Raw genomic sequence first — 16,411 nt, 5'->3', positions numbered from 1 at the left:
TTCACGCCACGTCAGAGTTCACCATGCGCCCATGCTCACAGTAAAACAACTTTCCAAGCTGACCGGGGTGACAACCCGGACCCTGCACTACTACGACGAGATCGGCTTGTTGAAGCCATCGCGCGTCGGCGACAACGGATATCGCTACTACGGCGAGGCGGCGCAGCTGCGCCTGCAGCAGATCCTGTTCTACCGGGAGCTGGACGTGCCGCTGGCGGAGATCCGCAGCCTGATGGACCGCGACGATTTCGATGTCATGGCGGCCCTGCTCAGTCACAAGGAAGCGTTGCGCAATCAAAGCGAGCGGCTGCAAGGCCTGATTGCGACTGTGGACAACACCATCCTCCACTTGCAAGGAAAGCAGATCATGAACAGCGAAGGTTTATTCTCGGGCTTGAACAAGCCGGAGCAGCAGGCATATGCGCGGGAAGCGGAGCAGCGTTACGACGCCGCCACCGTCAAGGGGTCCAATAAACAATGGGGTGCGTACAGCAAGGCCAAGCAGGACGCCATCATGGCGGAAGGGAATACTGTTTATACCGATATGGTCGCGGCCATGCCGCAGGGAGCGGACAGCGCGGCGGTGCAGGCCATCGTGCAGCGCTGGCGGGATCATATGGAATATTTCTGGGTGCCGCAGGTGGAGCAGCTGACCAGCCTGGCCGCCATCTACTCCGAGGATCCGCGCTTCAAAGCCAACTTCGACAAGATCCACCCCGGGCTGGCGACGTTCATGCTGCAAGCGGTGCAGCATTACGTCCGGGGTCAAGTCTGACATTTGGACACGAACTCTGCGGTAGCGAGCGCTACGGCAGAGCTCGTGTCCGAATGTCAGACTTGACCCCGGAGTTGCTTTAGCTGTCGAGGTGGGAGATCAGCAGGCGGCGGTTATCGTCGCCGTTGCTGGCCGTCTTGTGTTCGACCACCAGGCGCGAGTTCTGCGTGTCGAGCGAGATGCCGACCGACAGGATGTCGATCAACAGCAGTTGCAGGATGCGCGAGATCATCGACAGGAAGGTCGTGCTGTCCTCGCTGTGATCCACCGCCAGGCACACGCTGGCCTTCTTGGCCAACGGCGAGTTGCTCGACGTGATGGCGATGACATCCGCCCCCGCCGCACGCGCCGCATCCACCGCCGCCAGCAGATCCGGCAGCTTGCCGGAATTGGAAATGGCGATCACCACATCGCCCGGGTTCAACAGCTCGGCCGCCAGCGTCAGCAGGTGCGAATCGCCATACGCCGAAGTCGGAATGCGGAAGCGGAAGAACTTGTGCTGGCCATCCAGCGCCACCACCCGCGAATTGCCCATCGCGTAGAACTCCACCCGCTTCGCCTTGGCCACCAGGGCTATCGCCTTGTCCAGCGAACGCACGTCCAGCTGGTCGCGGAATTTCAGAATCGCGGAAACAGTATTATCGATAACCTTGGCGCTCAGGTCATGCGTGCTGTCGCTGACGCGCACCTGGCTGTGGCGCACGGGAATCGCACCGGTCAGGCTGCTGGCGAACTTCAGCTTGAAATCGGCCAGGCCGAGGAAGCCCAGCGAACGGCAGAAACGGATCACGGTCGGCTGGCTCACTTCGGCCAGGCGCGCGATGTCGGCGATCGGCTCGTTCAACACCAGGCGCGGCTGCTCCAGCACCAGCTGCGCCACGCGCTGCTCGGCCGGCGTCAGCTCATGCTGCAGATGCTGCACGCGCTCCATCAGGGTGTTGGCGCCGCTGCGTCCGCGCAGGTGCTCGGACAGAATCGTCGCCACGCCATAGAACGCCGGGTTCGGCGTGGTGATCACATAGGTCGGAATCTCCGACAGGTAACTGGTGAAACGGCCCTTGGCCTCAAAGCGCGTGCGGAACGGCGACGAGGCGAACCACTCGCCCATGCGCGGCACGATGCCGCCGCCGATGAACATGCCGCCGAAGGCGCCCAGCGTCACGGCCAGGTTGGCGGTGGCGCCGCCCAGCATGGCGCAGAAGCATTCCAGCACTTCCAGGCACAGCGGGTCTTTGTCGGTCAGCGCGCCTGCCATGATCTCCTGCGAGGTCAGGTCGCGCACCTGGCGGCCGTTGCGCTTGGCGATGGCGCGGTAGATGATCTCCATGCCGGGGCCGGAAATCAGGCGCTCGGTCGACACGTGCGACCAGGTCTGCCAGGCGTACTGCAAAATCGAATATTCGCGCTCGTCGGCCGGTGCGAAGTTGGTGTGGCCGCCTTCCGAACCCAGCGTGACGAAACCGTCGACGGTCGGGATCACGCCCGACACACCGAGGCCGGTACCAGGCCCCAGCACGCCGATCACGGAATTGGAAGCCGGCTTGCCGCCGCCGACCTGCATCAGGTCGGCCGGCTTCAGGCCCGGCAGCGACATCGCCAGCGCGGTAAAGTCGTTCACCACCAGCAGCGTGTGCAGGCCCAGCGCGCGGCGCACTTCGTCGGTGGAGAATTCCCAGTCGCGATTGGTCATGCGCACGTGGTCGCCGCTGACCGGATTGGCCACCGCCAGCGCGGCGTGGTTCAGCGTGATATCGGAATGGTCCGACAGATAGGAGCGCAACATCGCGACGATGTCGGTGTAGTCATCGCACTTGAGCACGCGCACTGCGCGGAACTCGCCGGGGGCGGTCTGCAATGCGAAGCGGGCGTGGGTGGCGCCGATGTCGGCCAGCAGGCGCGGGCCGTCGGCGAAGGCGGTACGGTTCAGTTTTTGATCCACTTCAGCTTGTTTCATCATCGATTCAGTCAAAACAGTAGGCGGAAGCATACCCGAAATACCAGATGTTAAGAAGGAAACGATGCGAAAAGGTATCGCTTCCCCCTCACTACGCCTCCCTTAGCGGGCGTAGCCGAACCACGCGCCGAAGGCCGGCAGCTGCACCTGGCCATCCACCACCGTGCCCGGCAGGCCGTAGCCCTCCATCTGCTCGGCGCCCACCGCCTGCGGCAGCGCGCAGCTGACCGGCTCCGCGCCCAGGTTGAACACGGCGATGATGTCGCGTTCGCCCTCGCCTCCTGTACTGCGGCGCAGCGCCAGCACCGGTTCCGGCGTGTCGAAGAACTCGATGGCGCCGCGCGTCAGCTGCGGCAGCTTGCGGCGCCAGGCGATGAACTTGCGCGTGAATTCCAGCGACGATGACTCGTCGCCATCCTGCACGGAAGCCGCCTTGGCCAGGTGGTCCGGCGACACCGGCAGCCACGGCTTGCCTTCGGTGAAGCCGCCGTTGACGCCGGTGGTCCAGGCCATCGGCGTGCGGCAGCCGTCGCGGCCCTTGAACTCCGGCCAGAAGGTGATGCCGTACGGGTCTTGCAGCAGTTCGAACGGCACCTCCGCTTCGGCGAAGGCCAGCTCGTCGCCCTGGAACAGGCACGGCGTGCCCTTCAGCGACAGCTGCATCGCCAGGATCATCTTGGCGAAGGCCACCGGCGCCGACGGGCCGCCCCAGCGGGTCGCCACGCGCTGCACGTCGTGGTTGCCGACCGACCAGGAAGCCCAGCCGCCCTTCACGCGCGCTTCGAAATTCTCGACCTGCTTGCGGATGTAGTGCGACGAGCAGGTCGGCACCAGCAGGTTGAAGCTGTAGGCCATTTGCAGCTTGTCGCCGTCGGCGGTGTACTCGGCCATCACGGCCAGCGAATCGTCGGCGCCCACTTCGCCGATGGCGACCGCCTTGTATTCATCCAGCAGCACGCGCAGCTTCTGCAGGAAAGGCAGGTTCTCCGGGCGGCTCTTGTCGTAGATGTGCGCCTGCATGCCGTAAGGGTTGACGTCCGAAACGGTGGCGGTGTCGCGGTTGACGGCCGGCGGATTGCTGCGCAGCTCCAGGTCGTGGAAGTGGAAGTTGCACGCGTCCAGGCGGATGCCGTCGACGCCGCGCTCCAGCCAGAAACGCAGCGCGTCCAGGTGCGCCTGCTGCACTTCCGGGTTGTGGAAGTTGAGCTGCGGCTGGCTGACGAGGAAATTGTGTAAATAGTATTGACGACGGCGCGTGTCCCACTGCCACGACGAGCCGCCGAACACCGACATCCAGTTGTTCGGCGGATTGCCGTCCGGCGCCGGATCGGACCACACATACCAGTCGGCCTTCGGGTTGTCGCGGCTGGCGCGGCTTTCCTTGAACCAGGCGTGTTCCTCGGCCGTGTGCGCCATCACCTGGTCGATCATGATCTTCAGGCCCAGGCTGTGGGCGCGGGCGACCATGGCGTCGAAGTCGGCCAGCGTGCCGAACATCGGGTCGACGTCGCAGTAATCGGCGATGTCGTAGCCGAAATCCTTCATCGGCGATTTGAAATAAGGCGAGATCCAGACGATGTCCACGCCCAGCGATGCGATATAGTCCAGCTTTGCCGTAATACCAGGTATATCTCCTATGCCGTCACCGTTGGTATCGTTGAAGCTGCGCGGGTAAACCTGGTAAATAATCGCTTCGCGGTACCAATCTTGGGCGTGCGGGGAAACTTGTGTAAGTTGCTTAGTCATAAGAAAATCCTGGGTTGGCAGATCAAGGATGGGTTTTGTAGACAATATACATCACGATAGTAGAAATTTCAATCCAGACAACCACCGCAGATTAATACAATTAATCCTATTAAATCAACTAGTTATGTGTTTTTACAAAAAACATTAGCTAAAAAATAGTAGTCAAACTACACAAACAGGAGAGAGACCAGTGAGCAGTACCACTACCAGCAACGGCAACGGGCCGATGCCTCGGCAAATCCCCTACATCATCGCCAACGAAGGCTGCGAACGATTCAGTTTCTACGGCATGCGCAACATCCTGACGCCGTTCCTGCTCAGCACCCTGCTGCTGTTCGTGCCGATGGCCGACCGCGCCAGCGAGGCCAAGCACGTATTCCACACCTTCGTCATCGGCGTGTACTTCTTCCCGCTGCTGGGCGGCTGGCTGGCCGACCGCTGGTTCGGCAAGTACAACACGGTGTTCTGGTTCAGCCTGATCTACGTGGCCGGGCATGCGTGCCTGGCGATCTTCGAGGACAACCTCAAGGGCTTCTACTTCGGCCTGTTCCTGATCGCGTTCGGCTCGGGCGGCATCAAGCCGCTGGTGGCGGCTTTCGTCGGCGACCAGTTCGACCAGACCAACAAGAACCGCGCCAAGCTGGTGTACGACGCCTTCTACTGGATCATCAACTTCGGCTCCTTCTTCGCTTCGTTGCTGATGCCTGTCTTCCTGCGCGACTACGGCCCGGCCGTCGCCTTCGGCATTCCCGGCATCCTGATGGCGGTCGCCACGCTGGTGTTCTGGCTCGGCAAACGCAAATACATTCACGTACCGCCGGCCGCGCCGAATCCGAACTCCTTCAGCAGCGTGGCCCGCACCGCGCTGATGAGCAAGCAGCCGGGCCAATCGCGCCCGGGCCTGATGATGGCCGGTGTCGGCGCGCTGGGCGCGGTGGCGTCGCTGTGCATGACGCCGCAATGGGGCTTCGTCATCGCCGCCTGCCTGGCGCTGGTGCTGGTGCTGGCGTTCGGCGGCATCGGCGTCTCGATGCAGCTGGACCGCGCGCGCGGCCTGCACAGCGAGGAGGCGGTGGAAGGTGTGCGCTCGGTGCTGCGCATCCTGATCGTGTTCGCGATGGTGACGCCGTTCTGGTCGCTGTTCGACCAGAAGGCCTCGACCTGGATCGTGCAGGCCAACTCGATGGAAAGCCCGCTGCTCAACATCCTGGGCTGGGAATTCAAGCTGCTGCCGGCGCAGATGCAGGCAGTCAATCCGATTCTGGTGATGCTGCTGATCCCGTTCAACAACCTGGCGCTGTTCCCCATCATGCGCGCCATCGGCATCACGCCGACGCCACTGCGCCGCATGGGCCTGGGCATCGCGCTGTCGGCTTCGGCGTGGGTGGTGATCGGCATGATCCAGCTGCACATGGATGGCGGCGACAAGGTGTCCATCCTGTGGCAGCTGCTGCCGTATGCGCTGCTGACCTTGGGCGAGGTGCTGGTGTCGGCGACCGGTTTGGAATTCGCCTACAGCCAGGCGCCGGCGCCGATGAAGGGCATCATCCTGAGCTTCTGGTATCTGGCCGTCACCATCGGCAACCTGTGGGTACTGATCGTCAATTCGGGCGTGAAGAACGATGCGGTCAGCGCGTACATCGCCACCAGTGGCATGGGCGTGATCGCGTTCCAGATGTTCTTCTTCGCCGCCTTCGCACTGCTGGTCGCAGCCGTCTTCGCGCTGTACGCGATCCGCTACAAGATGGTGGACAACTACCGCAGCGAAGGCCCGGCGAGCTTCTGCTATCCGGAGACGGAGAAGGACAAGCCGTAAGCCAAATCCGGGCGTAGGCTTTGAGGTCACAAACTGTGACCTCAAAGCCCCGGATTCACCAGCCGCCCGAGAAAGTATCAAAACTACAGATTTTGGATTACCATAACCGGCAAATTCAAGGGTATCTGCCGGTTTTATGTAGCCGCACTACCTAAATCTATAGTTTTGGAGACGGCAATTATGGGCGGTAAGCATTTTGGAGCGTGGCGGCGTGTGGCTGGAGTTTCTGTCGGTGGTGCGCTTGCGCTGGCCTTCGGGGGCGCCTCGGCCGCCGATAACGCGGCGCTCGCCGCCTGCGACGGGCCGTTCGCCACCGTCCTGCAAGCCAACGTCGCCGCCGATGCGCGGGCTTACTGGCTCAATCGCCAGCTGATCAAGTGGCCGGGCGCAGATGCCGCCGGTGGCGCTTTCAAACTCTATCACTCCGCTTCCGCCTCCCTGCATGCGACGCCGGGTGCGCGGGTGTCCGGTGCGGATGGCTCGCTGGCTTTGGCGCGCTTTGATGGCTCCTTGTCGGCGGATCTCGCGCAACGATTCAAGTTCGTCGGCAATGGCGCCGTGCTGGCGCTGGCGTCTGCGGATGCGGCCCGTCTCGGCGGCGTGCTGACGCAGCAGCTGATGCTGGTCCACGAAGCCGATGACGGCACCGTGCGCGACGCCACCACGCTGCAAATCGCCGGCGTGCTCGATGACTTATATGCCAGCGCCGCCAACGCGCGTGATCTGGGCGTCAGTGTCGGCAAACAATCCGGCTTCAAACTATGGGCGCCGACCGCGCAGCGCGTGGCGCTGTGCACCTACGCCAACGGTTCCGGCAAAGCCACCGCCATCACGGCCATGCAGCGCGACGACGCCACCGGCATCTGGTCCACCCGCCTCGATGGCAACCGCTCCGGCCAGTACTACCAATACCTGGTGGACGTGGTGGCGCCATCGGCGGGCCTGGTGCGCAACCTCGTCACCGATCCCTACTCGATCAGCCTGACCACCGATTCCAAGCGCAGCTACATCGCCGACCTGAACGCCGCCAATCTGAAGCCGGCCGGCTGGGATAAAACCCCTGCCCCGAAAAAGGTCGCCACCCAATCCGACATGACGGTCTACGAACTGCACGTGCGCGACTTCTCGATCAACGACGGCACCGTCAGTGCCGCCAACCGCGGCAAGTACACCGCCTTCACCGAAACCGGCTCCAACGGCATGAAGCACCTGGCCGCGCTGAGCAAGGCCGGCATGACCGATATCCACCTGCTGCCCGTGTTCGACATCGGCAGCGTGCCGGAACAAGGCTGCGTCACGCCCGCCATCCCCGCCGGCCTGCCGACGGACAGCGAAGGGCAGCAGGCGCTGGTCTCCAAGACCCAGGCCACCGACTGCTACAACTGGGGCTATGACCCCTACCACTACAACGCCCCCGAAGGCAGCTATGCCACCGATCCCGCCGACGGCGCCAAGCGCATCGTCGAGTTCCGCCAGATGGTGCAGGCACTGCACAAGACCGGCCTGCGCGTCGGCATGGACGTGGTCTACAACCACACCTTCATCGCCGGCCAGAACGAGAAGTCGATGCTGGACCGCGTGGTCCCCGGCTACTACCACCGCCTGAACGCCAAGGGAGCGGTCGAACGCTCCACCTGCTGCGACAACACCGCCACCGAAAACCTGATGATGGCCAAGCTGATGATCGACTCCGTCGAGCAGTGGGCCGTGCAGTACAAGATCGATTCCTTCCGCTTCGACCTGATGGGCCACCAGCCGCGCGCCGCGATGGAGCAGCTGCAAGCACGCGCCGACCGCGCCACCGGCCGTCACATCAACCTGATCGGCGAAGGCTGGAACTTCGGCGAAGTGGCCGACGGCGCGCGCTTCGTGCAAGCCTCGCAGCTGTCGCTGAACGGCAGCGGCATCGGCACCTTCAGCGACCGTGCACGCGACGCCGTGCGCGGCGGCGGCGCCGGCGACAGCGGCCTGCAGATGGTCACGCAACAAGGCTACATCAACGGCCTGGTGTACGACGCCAACGCGCAGGCAGGCGCACGCCCCGCCAGCGACCTGCTGCAGGCATCGGACCTGGTCAAGGTCGGCCTGGCCGGCTCGATCCGCAGCTACCCGCTGCAAACGCACGACGGCAAGACGCAGCCACTGCAGGACATCGTCTACGGCGGCAACCAGCCGGCCGGCTACGCCAGCGAGCCGGGCGAAGTGGTCAACTACGTCGAGAACCACGACAACCAGACGCTGTACGACATCAACGCCTTCAAGCTGCCACGCGCCACCACCAGCGCCGAACGCGCGCAGGTGCAGATGCTCGGCGCCGCCATCAACGCCTTCAGCCAGGGCGTGGCCTACTTCCACGCGGGCTTCGACATCCTACGTTCCAAATCGCTGGACCGCAACAGCTTCGAATCGGGCGACTGGTTCAACCGCCTGGACTGGACCTACCAGGACAACTACTACGGCACCGGCGTGCCCCGAGAGGAAGACAACGGCAAGGACTATGCCCTCATCAAACCGCTGCTGCGCGACGCCGCCATCAAACCATCGCCGCAGGACATCGCCTACGCACGCGACGCCTTCCGCGACCTGCTGGCGATCCGCTCCAGCAGCACGCTGTTCCGCCTGCGCAGCGCCGCCGACATCAAGCAGCGCCTGCGCTTCCACAACACCGGCAGCGGCCAGGTGCCGACCGTGATCGTCGCCCACATCGACGGCGCGGGCTACGCGGGCGCCAACTTCAAGTCCATCACCTACCTGATCAACGTCGACAAGATCGCGCAGCGCGTCACCGTGGCCGAGGAAAAGAACCGCCGCTACCAGCTGCATCCGGTCCACACCAGCATGGCCTCAGCGGACAAACGCGTGGCCCTGGAAGCCAGATACGACGCCGCCTCCGGAACGTTTGCAATTCCGCCACGCAGCGCCGTCGTATTCGTAGAAAAGAAGTAAAGCGCGTGATATCTTTTCGGCTCCCTATCGATCCGGAAAGAGATCATGATGAGACGCAACCACACCGCAGCACTGCTGCTATCGCTCACGCTGGCCGCCTGCGGTGGCGGCGGCAGCGACCTCGCGCAGGCCAACCGCGCGCCGGTCGCAGTCGCCGGGCCGGCGCAAACCGTCGCCGTCGGCAGTTCCGTCAAGCTGGCCGGCAGCGGCACCGATGCCGACCAGGATATCCTCGGCTATTCATGGACGCTGACCAAGCCGGCCGGCAGCGCGGCATCCCTGCTCAACTACCACGTCGCCGCGCCGACCTTCTTCGCCGACCTGCCGGGCGTGTACGCCGCCACGCTGATCGTCAACGACGGCAAACTCGATAGCGCACCGTCCACCGTCACCGTCACCGCGCAGTAGCCGGGGCCCGCGACTCAGGGCGTGAAGATTTCTTCTATCGTGGTCTCAAAAAGCCGGGCAATCGCAAAGGCCAGCGGCAGGCTGGGATCGTAGCGCCCGGTCTCTATCGCATTGACGGTCTGTCGCGATACCTCCAGTTGTTCGGCCAAGTGGGCTTGGCTCCACCCTCGTTCGGCGCGCAACTCGCGCATGATGTTATTCATCGATCCATGACCCAGCGGCGAAACAGGCCAATGACCAGCCACGAAGCACCCATCACGCCCCAAACAAAGAACATGCTCAGACGCGGATAACCAGCGCTTTCAAGAAATCCATATGTGAACGTGACGCCAGCCGTGACGGCGGCTGCGAGCGTGAAGGTCTCAAGCATGACAATACGCTGGTATTCATCCATGCGGCCGACCTGCCGCGCCACTGCCCATATCATCAGAAAAAATCCGATCACCGGCGTCGCCAGGACGGCGGTCTTCAGGAAACCGAAATCCATCGCCGGACCGTACGTCACGGAAGCCACGAGCAGGACGATATAGACCGCGATACTGCCAAACAGCTCACGCATATACCTTCCGCCAGCCTGACGCTCCGCCGCGGAATATTTCTGCTCCTGTTGAATGTCCATAGGTTCGTCTCCTGTAAAGTATGCTTTACATACTAGGGGCGGATAAATCGCATGTCAAGCAAACTTTACACTCATATCTTCATGCGCCCTTGTTTAGCGTGTCCCCAATAAACATGGCAGCCGTCAGGCCCTGGGGGATTTCCGGCGATGGCATAGCTGCTACACTCATTCGTCGCCAGCCAACACCGCCCAGGACATGAAACTGCACACGCTCGCACTGCCCGCCTTCCTCTTTGCGCTGACCGCTTCCGCCGCGCCCATCACCGATCCGGTCGAATGGATCAATCCCCTGATGGGCACCGCCAGCAAGCCCGAACTCTCGAACGGCAACACCTACCCGACCATCGCGCTGCCGTGGGGGATGAACTTCTGGACGCCGCAGACCGGCAAGATGGGCAACGGCTGGGCCTATACCTACGAAGCCGACAAGATCCGCGGCTTCAAGCAGACGCACCAGCCGTCGCCGTGGATGAACGACTACGGCCAGTTCGCCATCATGCCGGTGACGGGCAAGCTGCGCTTCACGCAGGACGACCGCGCCAGCTGGTTCTCGCACAAGGCCGAAGTGGCCAAGCCTTACTACTACAGCGTCTACCTGGCGGACGCCGACGTCACCACCGAGATCGCGCCGACCGAACGCGCCGCGCAGTTCCGCTTCACCTATCCCAAGACCGACGAGGCCTACGTGGTGGTGGACGCCTACGACAAGGGCTCCTACATCAAGGTAATTCCGTCGGAGCGCAAGATCGTCGGCTACAGCACGCGCTACGCGCGCGGCCCGCTGCCGAAGAATTTCAAGAACTGGTTTGTCATCTACTTCGACAAACCGTTCGCCTCCACCCGCATCTGGAGCGGCAACAAGCTGGCCGAGGGAGTGATGGAACTGGCCAGCGACCATAGCGGCGCCGTGGTCGGCTTCAAGACCGAAAAGGGCGAGAAGGTCGGTATGCGCGTGGCCTCCTCCTTCATCAGCGAAGAACAGGCGGAGCTGAACCTGAAGCGCGAACTGGCGAACGACAGCTTCGACACCACCGCGCAAAAAGGCAAGGACGTATGGAACAAGACGCTGAGCCGCATCAGCGTTGAAGGCGGCAGCGACGAGCAGACGCGCACCTTCTATTCCAGCCTGTATCGCACGCTGTTCTTCCCGAACAAACTGTACGAGATCGACGCCAACAACCAGATCGTCCACTGGAGCCCTTACAACGGCAAGATCCTGCCCGGCTATATGTTCGCCGGCACCGGCTTCTGGGACACCTTCCGCGCGCTGTATCCCTTCCTGAACCTGATGTACCCGTCGATCAACCGCGAGATGCAGGCAGGCCTGGTGAACGACTACAAGGAAGGCGGCTGGCTGCCCGAATGGTCCAGCCCCGGCCTGGCCGATGTCATGATCGGCAATAACTCGGCCTCGGTGGTGGCGGAGGCCTACATCAAAGGCCTGCGCGGCTATGACATCGACACGCTGTGGCAAGCACTGAAGCACGGCGCCGACAACGAAGGACCGATGAGCGCCGTCGGCCGCGCCGGCGTCAAGTACTACAACGAGTTGGGCTACGTGCCCTACGACGTCAAGATCAACGAGAACGCCGCGCGCACGCTGGAATATGCGTACGACGATTTCGCCATCTACCAGTTGGGCAAGGCGCTCGGCAAGCCGCAGTCGGAAATCGGCATCTACGCGAAGCGGGCGATGAACTACAAGAAGCTGTTCGACCCGGAGACGGGCCTGATGCGCGGCAAGAACAAGGACGGCAGCTTCCAGTCGCCGTTCAATCCCTTCAAGTGGGGCGACGCCTTCACGGAGGGGAACAGCTGGCACTACACCTGGTCCGTGTTCCAGGACGTGAACGGCCTGGTGGACCTGATGGGCGGACGCGAGAAGTTTGTCGCCAAGCTGGATCAGGTGTTCTCGCTGCCGCCGACCTTCGACGAAAGCTATTACGGCGAAGTGATACACGAGATCCGCGAGATGCAGATCGCGAACATGGGCCAGTACGCGCACGGCAACCAGCCCATCCAGCACATGATCTACCTGTACGGCTACGCCGGCGCTCCGTGGAAGACCCAGTACTGGGCGCGCGAAACCATGAACCGCTTGTACAAAGCCACGCCGGACGGCTACTGCGGCGACGAGGACAACGGCCAGACCTCGGCATGGTATGTGTTCTCGGCGCTGGGCTTTTACCCGGTCACGCCGGTGGTGCCGCAGTACGTGGTGGGTGCGCCGCTGTTCAAGAAGGTCACGCTGAAACTGGAGAACGGCAAATCGATCGTCATCAATGCCCCGGCCAACAGCGACAGCAAGCGCTACGTGAACGCGCTCAAGGTCAACGGCAAAGCCTACGAGAAGAACTGGCTGAGCCACACAGGCCTGATGCAGGGCGCGGTGCTGGACTTCGACATGTCCGACAAGCCGAACAAGCAGCGCGCCATCGCACCGGCCGACGCGCCCTACTCCTTGTCGACCGATCCGCAACACTAAAAACAGCGGGCGCGGAAACCATGGTATGCTATGGTTTCCATTTAGCAATTATCGATATTTAATTGCAAATCAGGAGCCGCGCCCCGCTCCCCCGCACCACCCTCCCTCCCAGTGCCCAGTCCCGCATTGAATAGCAGCTGACGTTAACCGCCCTCCGGGCATAGACCAGACCATGACTATTTCTTGCCAACTTACTGAATCGCGGCGTCTTGACGCCCTCCACAAACTGAACCTGCTCGACACGCCGCCCAGCGAAGCCTTCGACCGCATCACGCGCATGGCCGCGAGCCTGTTCCGGCTGCCGATCGCCGCCATCTCGCTGACCGACGCCGATCGCCAGTGGTTCAAATCGCGCGTCGGCGTCGAGCACACATCCATCCCACGCATGCGCGCGCCCTGCGGCCGGGTGGCCGACAGCCAGGCGCCGCTGGTGATCGGCGACCTGCTGGAGGACGCGTATTTTTGCGACAGCCCGCTGGCCGCCAGCGGCATCCGCTACTATGCCGGCGCGCCGCTGACCACCGCCGATGGACACTGCCTCGGCGCGATATGCGTGCTGGGCCAAGAGCCGCGCGAGACCTCGCCGCAGGAGCTCAGCGCCCTGCGCGACCTGGCTGCCATGGTCATGGCGCAGATCGAGATGCAGCACGCCATGGGTCGCATCGATCCGCTCAGCGGCCTGCCGAACCGCAACCAGTTTCTGGAGGATTTCCAAGACCTCCAGCGCGACCGCCCCGCCGGCGAACAGCGGCTGGCGGTGCTGATCAACCTGACCACGCCCGAACAGCTGAGCCATGCCGTGCGCGCGATGGACCCGTCCTACGTGGACGAACTGGTTACGGACGCCGCGCGCTGGCTACGCGCGAAGGTGGGCCCGGGGCGCCATGTCTACCATGTCACCACCACGCAGTTCGCGCTGATCGCGCCGCCCGGTGCGATGCTCGCCACCTATCTGCCGCTGCTGGAGGAAAAGATAGCGCTGGCACAGGGCATCGCCAAATCGCGTTACGTCGCCACGCCCACGGTCGGCGTGGCGCCTTTCGAAATCGGCAACGCCGATTGCCTCGGCGTGCTGCGCCAGGCGCAGAGCGCCGCGCACGACGCCATCGATGCGCACACCCATATCGCGGTGTATTCGGCGGCGGCGGACGCGCTGTATCAGCGCCGCTTCACGCTGCTCAACGACTTCGGTTCAGCGCTGGAAAGCCGGGACCAGCTGCAGCTGGTGTACCAGCCGCGCATCGACATCACCACCGGCGACTGCATCGGCGCCGAGGCGCTGCTGCGCTGGAACCACCCGACCTTGGGGCCCATCGGGCCGGGCGAGTTCATGCCCATGATCGAGCGTTCAGGACTGGCGCACGCCGCCACCGCGTGGGTGCTGGAGACGGCGATGCGCCAGCAGCGCCAGTGGCGCGACCGGGGTCTGTGCTTGCAGATATCGGCCAACGTCTCGGCGGCGAACCTGCTGGAACCCGGTTTTGCCGGGTCGCTGGAAGCAAGCCTGAAGCGGCACGGCCTACCGCCCGGCTGCATGGAACTGGAGATTACGGAAAGCGCGATCATGGCGCAGCCGGCCAAGGCCCACGCGATGCTGGACGCGATCGCCGCCACCGGCGTGCGCCTGGCGATAGACGACTTCGGCACCGGCTACAGCAGCCTGTCCTACCTGCAGCGCATGCCGGCCGACGTGGTGAAGATCGACCAGTCCTTCGTCATCGGACTGGAAGACGACACACGCAAGCAGGCGCTGGTGGCCACCATGATCACGCTGTCGCAGGACCTCGGCCACCGCGTGGTCGCCGAGGGGGTGGAGTGCGAGGAAGTGCTGATCTTCCTGCGCCTGGCCGGTTGCGACGAGGCGCAGGGCTTCCTGTTCGCCAGGCCGATGACGGCGGAGGCCTTCGCCGACCGCCATTCCGCTCCCGCCGCTGCCGCTGCTATGCCTATTCCTGTCCGATCAGCACAATCGCACTACGCGTACCAAATGTAACGCTGCCGCCTTTGACCACGGCGGTCTTGCCGGAATAGTAGTCCTTGACCTTCTGGCCGTTGGCAAACACGCCATGCAGATTGACGCTGGCGGGTTTGTCGACCGGCAGGTCCAGCGCGACGACGACCTTGTCGTGCAGCGCGCCCTGGTCGTAAGTGCGCTTGAATACATAAGGCTTGGCTTGCAGCTGCTGGTGCACGCCCGCCCCCACCGCCACGTGGGCCTGGCGGAACAAGCCCACCTTGGCCCAGTGGGCGCGCACGTCGCCGATCTTGTAGCCGTCGCGTTGCGCATTCTGCGCCAGCTCATCCCAGTTCATGAACGACCGCAGCTTGGCGTCGCCGACCGCTTCCGCCACATCGAGCCTGCGCGCGGTTTCGTCGCCGTAGTAGATCTGCGCCGCGCCCGGGGCCAGCAGCAGCTTGTTCGCGCTTTCGAAAGGCTTCTTGCGGGCCGCATCGAAGGGCTTGTCGTAGTCGTGCGAGGCGAGGTAGTTCAGCACGGAGAGGCCTTCCAGCGCGCCGCCGTGCAGGATCTTCGAATAGCTGCTGAACAGCGTTTCGTAATCCTTTTCCGCGTCGTACACCAGGCCGAAATTGATCAGGCTATTGAAGCCGTTCTGGTAGTAGTTGGCGGTCTGCCCGCCGCCCAGGTCGAACGCCTGGCCGTTGGCGATGTTGTAGTTGAAGACTTCCGCTGTCATGTAGAACTTGTCGTCGCTGAGCTTCTTGTCGGGATTCGCGCGCTTCCAGTCCTCGTACGCCGCACTGGCGACGATGCCCAGCTCCTTCCAAGCCTTGGCCTCGACGTGCTTGACGGTGTCGGCGCGGAAGCCGTCCACGCCGTACTTGCGCACCCAGTCCGAATGCCATTTCATCAGGTAGTAGCGCGGTGCGCGCGGATAGCCGGTGCGGGCGAAGAACTCGTTCAGTTCCTTCACCTCGCGCTCGAAGCGGCCTTCGCGCTGCCATTTGGCGGCCAGGTTTTCCGGCAGCTCGACCGGCGTATCGCTGTCGGTGCGGAAGTCCGGCAGGTTCTTCACCAGCGTGCATTCGACGGTGGTCCTGGCGTCCTTGTAGGTGCACTGCGGGCCGGTGCGCACCCAGTCGTCCGGCCACACGTAATCGGTCTCCGTTACGGGGCCGGTCTGGTTCATCACCACGTCCAGCAGCACGCGTATGCCGCGCGCGTGCGCGGCATCGACGAAGTTGCGGAAGTCGTTCTCCGTACCCAGGTTGGCGTCGACGGCGGTGAAATCGGCGGCCCAGTAGCCATGGAAGCCGTAGGACTTGCCGGTGCCTTCGTCGGTGCCTTCATGGATCTGCTCCACCGGCGGCGACACCCAGATCGCATTCACGCCCAGGCTGTCGAAATAGCCTTCGTTGATCTTGTTGGTGATGCCGGCCAGGTCGCCGCCCATGTAGCCGCGCAGCGGCGCGGCATCGGCCTTGCGGCCGTAGGCCAGGTCGTTGCCGATATAAGCGTTGTTGAAACGGTCGGTCAGCAGGAAATAGACAGTGGCGTTCTCCCAGAGGAATGGCTTGCGCGCGGCGGGCTTGGCGGCGGCCGGCGCGGCGATGGCGGTGGTGCAGCTGGTAGCCGCACCGAGCGCCAGGGCCAGGGTCATTGCAAGGGGTGTCAATTTCATGCTGTCGTCCTTTATCGTGGT

11 protein-coding genes are annotated in these 16,411 nt (G+C 63.3%); 6 read left to right on the top strand and 5 right to left on the bottom strand.

The window, feature by feature from the left end; translation table 11 throughout:
* The first annotated feature begins 31 nt into the window (after window positions 1-31).
* On the top strand, window positions 32-775 hold the full coding sequence (locus tag DUGA2_RS10240) for a MerR family transcriptional regulator (RefSeq protein WP_070269205.1): 744 nt from the start codon (window positions 32-34) through the stop codon (window positions 773-775).
* A gap of 79 nt (window positions 776-854) precedes the next feature.
* Here DUGA2_RS10240 and DUGA2_RS10235 read toward each other — a convergent pair whose 3' ends face one another.
* Window positions 855-2,729 carry a glucokinase gene (locus DUGA2_RS10235; RefSeq protein WP_070269204.1) on the bottom strand — a complete coding sequence of 625 codons (1,875 nt, stop codon included), beginning with the start codon at window positions 2,727-2,729 and terminating at the stop codon, window positions 855-857.
* A 102-nt stretch (window positions 2,730-2,831) separates the two neighbouring features.
* Complete coding sequence (locus DUGA2_RS10230; RefSeq protein WP_070269203.1) at window positions 2,832-4,475, bottom strand: alpha-amylase family glycosyl hydrolase; 1,644 nt, start codon at window positions 4,473-4,475, stop codon at window positions 2,832-2,834.
* A 226-nt stretch (window positions 4,476-4,701) separates the two neighbouring features.
* Between DUGA2_RS10230 and DUGA2_RS10225 the strand changes: the two genes are divergently transcribed.
* From DUGA2_RS10225 to DUGA2_RS10215, 3 genes are all read left to right on the top strand, one after another.
* Window positions 4,702-6,291 (top strand): oligopeptide:H+ symporter, encoded by a 1,590-nt coding sequence (locus tag DUGA2_RS10225; protein WP_070269202.1) that lies wholly within the window; start codon window positions 4,702-4,704, stop codon window positions 6,289-6,291.
* Between the two features lie 180 nt (window positions 6,292-6,471).
* A complete protein-coding gene (locus DUGA2_RS10220; RefSeq protein WP_070269201.1) occupies window positions 6,472-9,237 on the top strand; it encodes an alpha-1,6-glucosidase domain-containing protein in 2,766 nt (921 codons plus the stop codon).
* Between the two features lie 45 nt (window positions 9,238-9,282).
* On the top strand, window positions 9,283-9,645 hold the full coding sequence (locus DUGA2_RS10215; RefSeq protein WP_070269200.1) for a PKD domain-containing protein: 363 nt from the start codon (window positions 9,283-9,285) through the stop codon (window positions 9,643-9,645).
* A 14-nt stretch (window positions 9,646-9,659) separates the two neighbouring features.
* On the opposite strand, the gene DUGA2_RS10210 is transcribed toward DUGA2_RS10215, so the two are convergent.
* Window positions 9,660-9,848: a helix-turn-helix transcriptional regulator gene (locus tag DUGA2_RS10210; RefSeq protein WP_070269199.1), complete on the bottom strand. Its 189-nt coding sequence runs from the start codon at window positions 9,846-9,848 to the stop codon at window positions 9,660-9,662.
* On the bottom strand, window positions 9,845-10,264 hold the full coding sequence (locus tag DUGA2_RS10205) for a hypothetical protein (RefSeq protein WP_083296278.1): 420 nt from the start codon (window positions 10,262-10,264) through the stop codon (window positions 9,845-9,847). The genes DUGA2_RS10210 and DUGA2_RS10205 overlap by 4 nt, the downstream gene beginning before the upstream one ends.
* A 196-nt stretch (window positions 10,265-10,460) precedes the next feature.
* Here DUGA2_RS10205 and DUGA2_RS10200 point away from each other — a divergent pair, with 196 nt between their 5' ends.
* Both DUGA2_RS10200 and DUGA2_RS10195 read left to right on the top strand, forming a co-directional pair.
* Window positions 10,461-12,749 carry a GH92 family glycosyl hydrolase gene (locus tag DUGA2_RS10200; protein WP_070269198.1) on the top strand — a complete coding sequence of 763 codons (2,289 nt, stop codon included), beginning with the start codon at window positions 10,461-10,463 and terminating at the stop codon, window positions 12,747-12,749.
* A 172-nt stretch (window positions 12,750-12,921) separates the two neighbouring features.
* Window positions 12,922-14,742 (top strand): EAL domain-containing protein, encoded by a 1,821-nt coding sequence (locus DUGA2_RS10195; protein WP_070269197.1) that lies wholly within the window; start codon window positions 12,922-12,924, stop codon window positions 14,740-14,742.
* On the opposite strand, the gene DUGA2_RS10190 is transcribed toward DUGA2_RS10195, so the two are convergent.
* A complete protein-coding gene (locus tag DUGA2_RS10190; protein WP_070269196.1) occupies window positions 14,696-16,390 on the bottom strand; it encodes an alpha-amylase family glycosyl hydrolase in 1,695 nt (564 codons plus the stop codon). The two genes, DUGA2_RS10195 and DUGA2_RS10190, sit on opposite strands and share 47 nt — an antisense overlap.
* Window positions 16,391-16,411: the final 21 nt, after the last annotated feature.

It is taken from the genome of Duganella sp. HH101, from assembly GCF_001758795.1.
GTDB lineage: Bacteria > Pseudomonadota > Gammaproteobacteria > Burkholderiales > Burkholderiaceae_D > Rugamonas > Rugamonas rivuli.
The sequence above is the reverse complement of the archived record's forward strand: the minus strand, read 5'-3'. Positions and strand labels throughout refer to the sequence as shown.

Bases quoted from the DNA above. Each gene is read 5' to 3' on its own strand.
- DUGA2_RS10240 (WP_070269205.1), top strand. From the start codon at position 32: ATGCTCACAGTAAAACAACTTTCCAAGCTGACCGGGGTGACAACCCGG.
- DUGA2_RS10220 (WP_070269201.1), top strand. From the start codon at position 6,472: ATGGGCGGTAAGCATTTTGGAGCGTGGCGGCGTGTGGCTGGAGTTTCT.
- DUGA2_RS10200 (WP_070269198.1), top strand. From the start codon at position 10,461: ATGAAACTGCACACGCTCGCACTGCCCGCCTTCCTCTTTGCGCTGACC.
- DUGA2_RS10210 (WP_070269199.1), bottom strand. From the start codon at position 9,848: ATGAATAACATCATGCGCGAGTTGCGCGCCGAACGAGGGTGGAGCCAA.
- DUGA2_RS10215 (WP_070269200.1), top strand. From the start codon at position 9,283: ATGATGAGACGCAACCACACCGCAGCACTGCTGCTATCGCTCACGCTG.
- DUGA2_RS10230 (WP_070269203.1), bottom strand. From the start codon at position 4,475: ATGACTAAGCAACTTACACAAGTTTCCCCGCACGCCCAAGATTGGTAC.
- DUGA2_RS10205 (WP_083296278.1), bottom strand. From the start codon at position 10,264: ATGGACATTCAACAGGAGCAGAAATATTCCGCGGCGGAGCGTCAGGCT.
- DUGA2_RS10225 (WP_070269202.1), top strand. From the start codon at position 4,702: ATGCCTCGGCAAATCCCCTACATCATCGCCAACGAAGGCTGCGAACGA.
- DUGA2_RS10195 (WP_070269197.1), top strand. From the start codon at position 12,922: ATGACTATTTCTTGCCAACTTACTGAATCGCGGCGTCTTGACGCCCTC.
- DUGA2_RS10190 (WP_070269196.1), bottom strand. From the start codon at position 16,390: ATGAAATTGACACCCCTTGCAATGACCCTGGCCCTGGCGCTCGGTGCG.
- DUGA2_RS10235 (WP_070269204.1), bottom strand. From the start codon at position 2,729: ATGAAACAAGCTGAAGTGGATCAAAAACTGAACCGTACCGCCTTCGCC.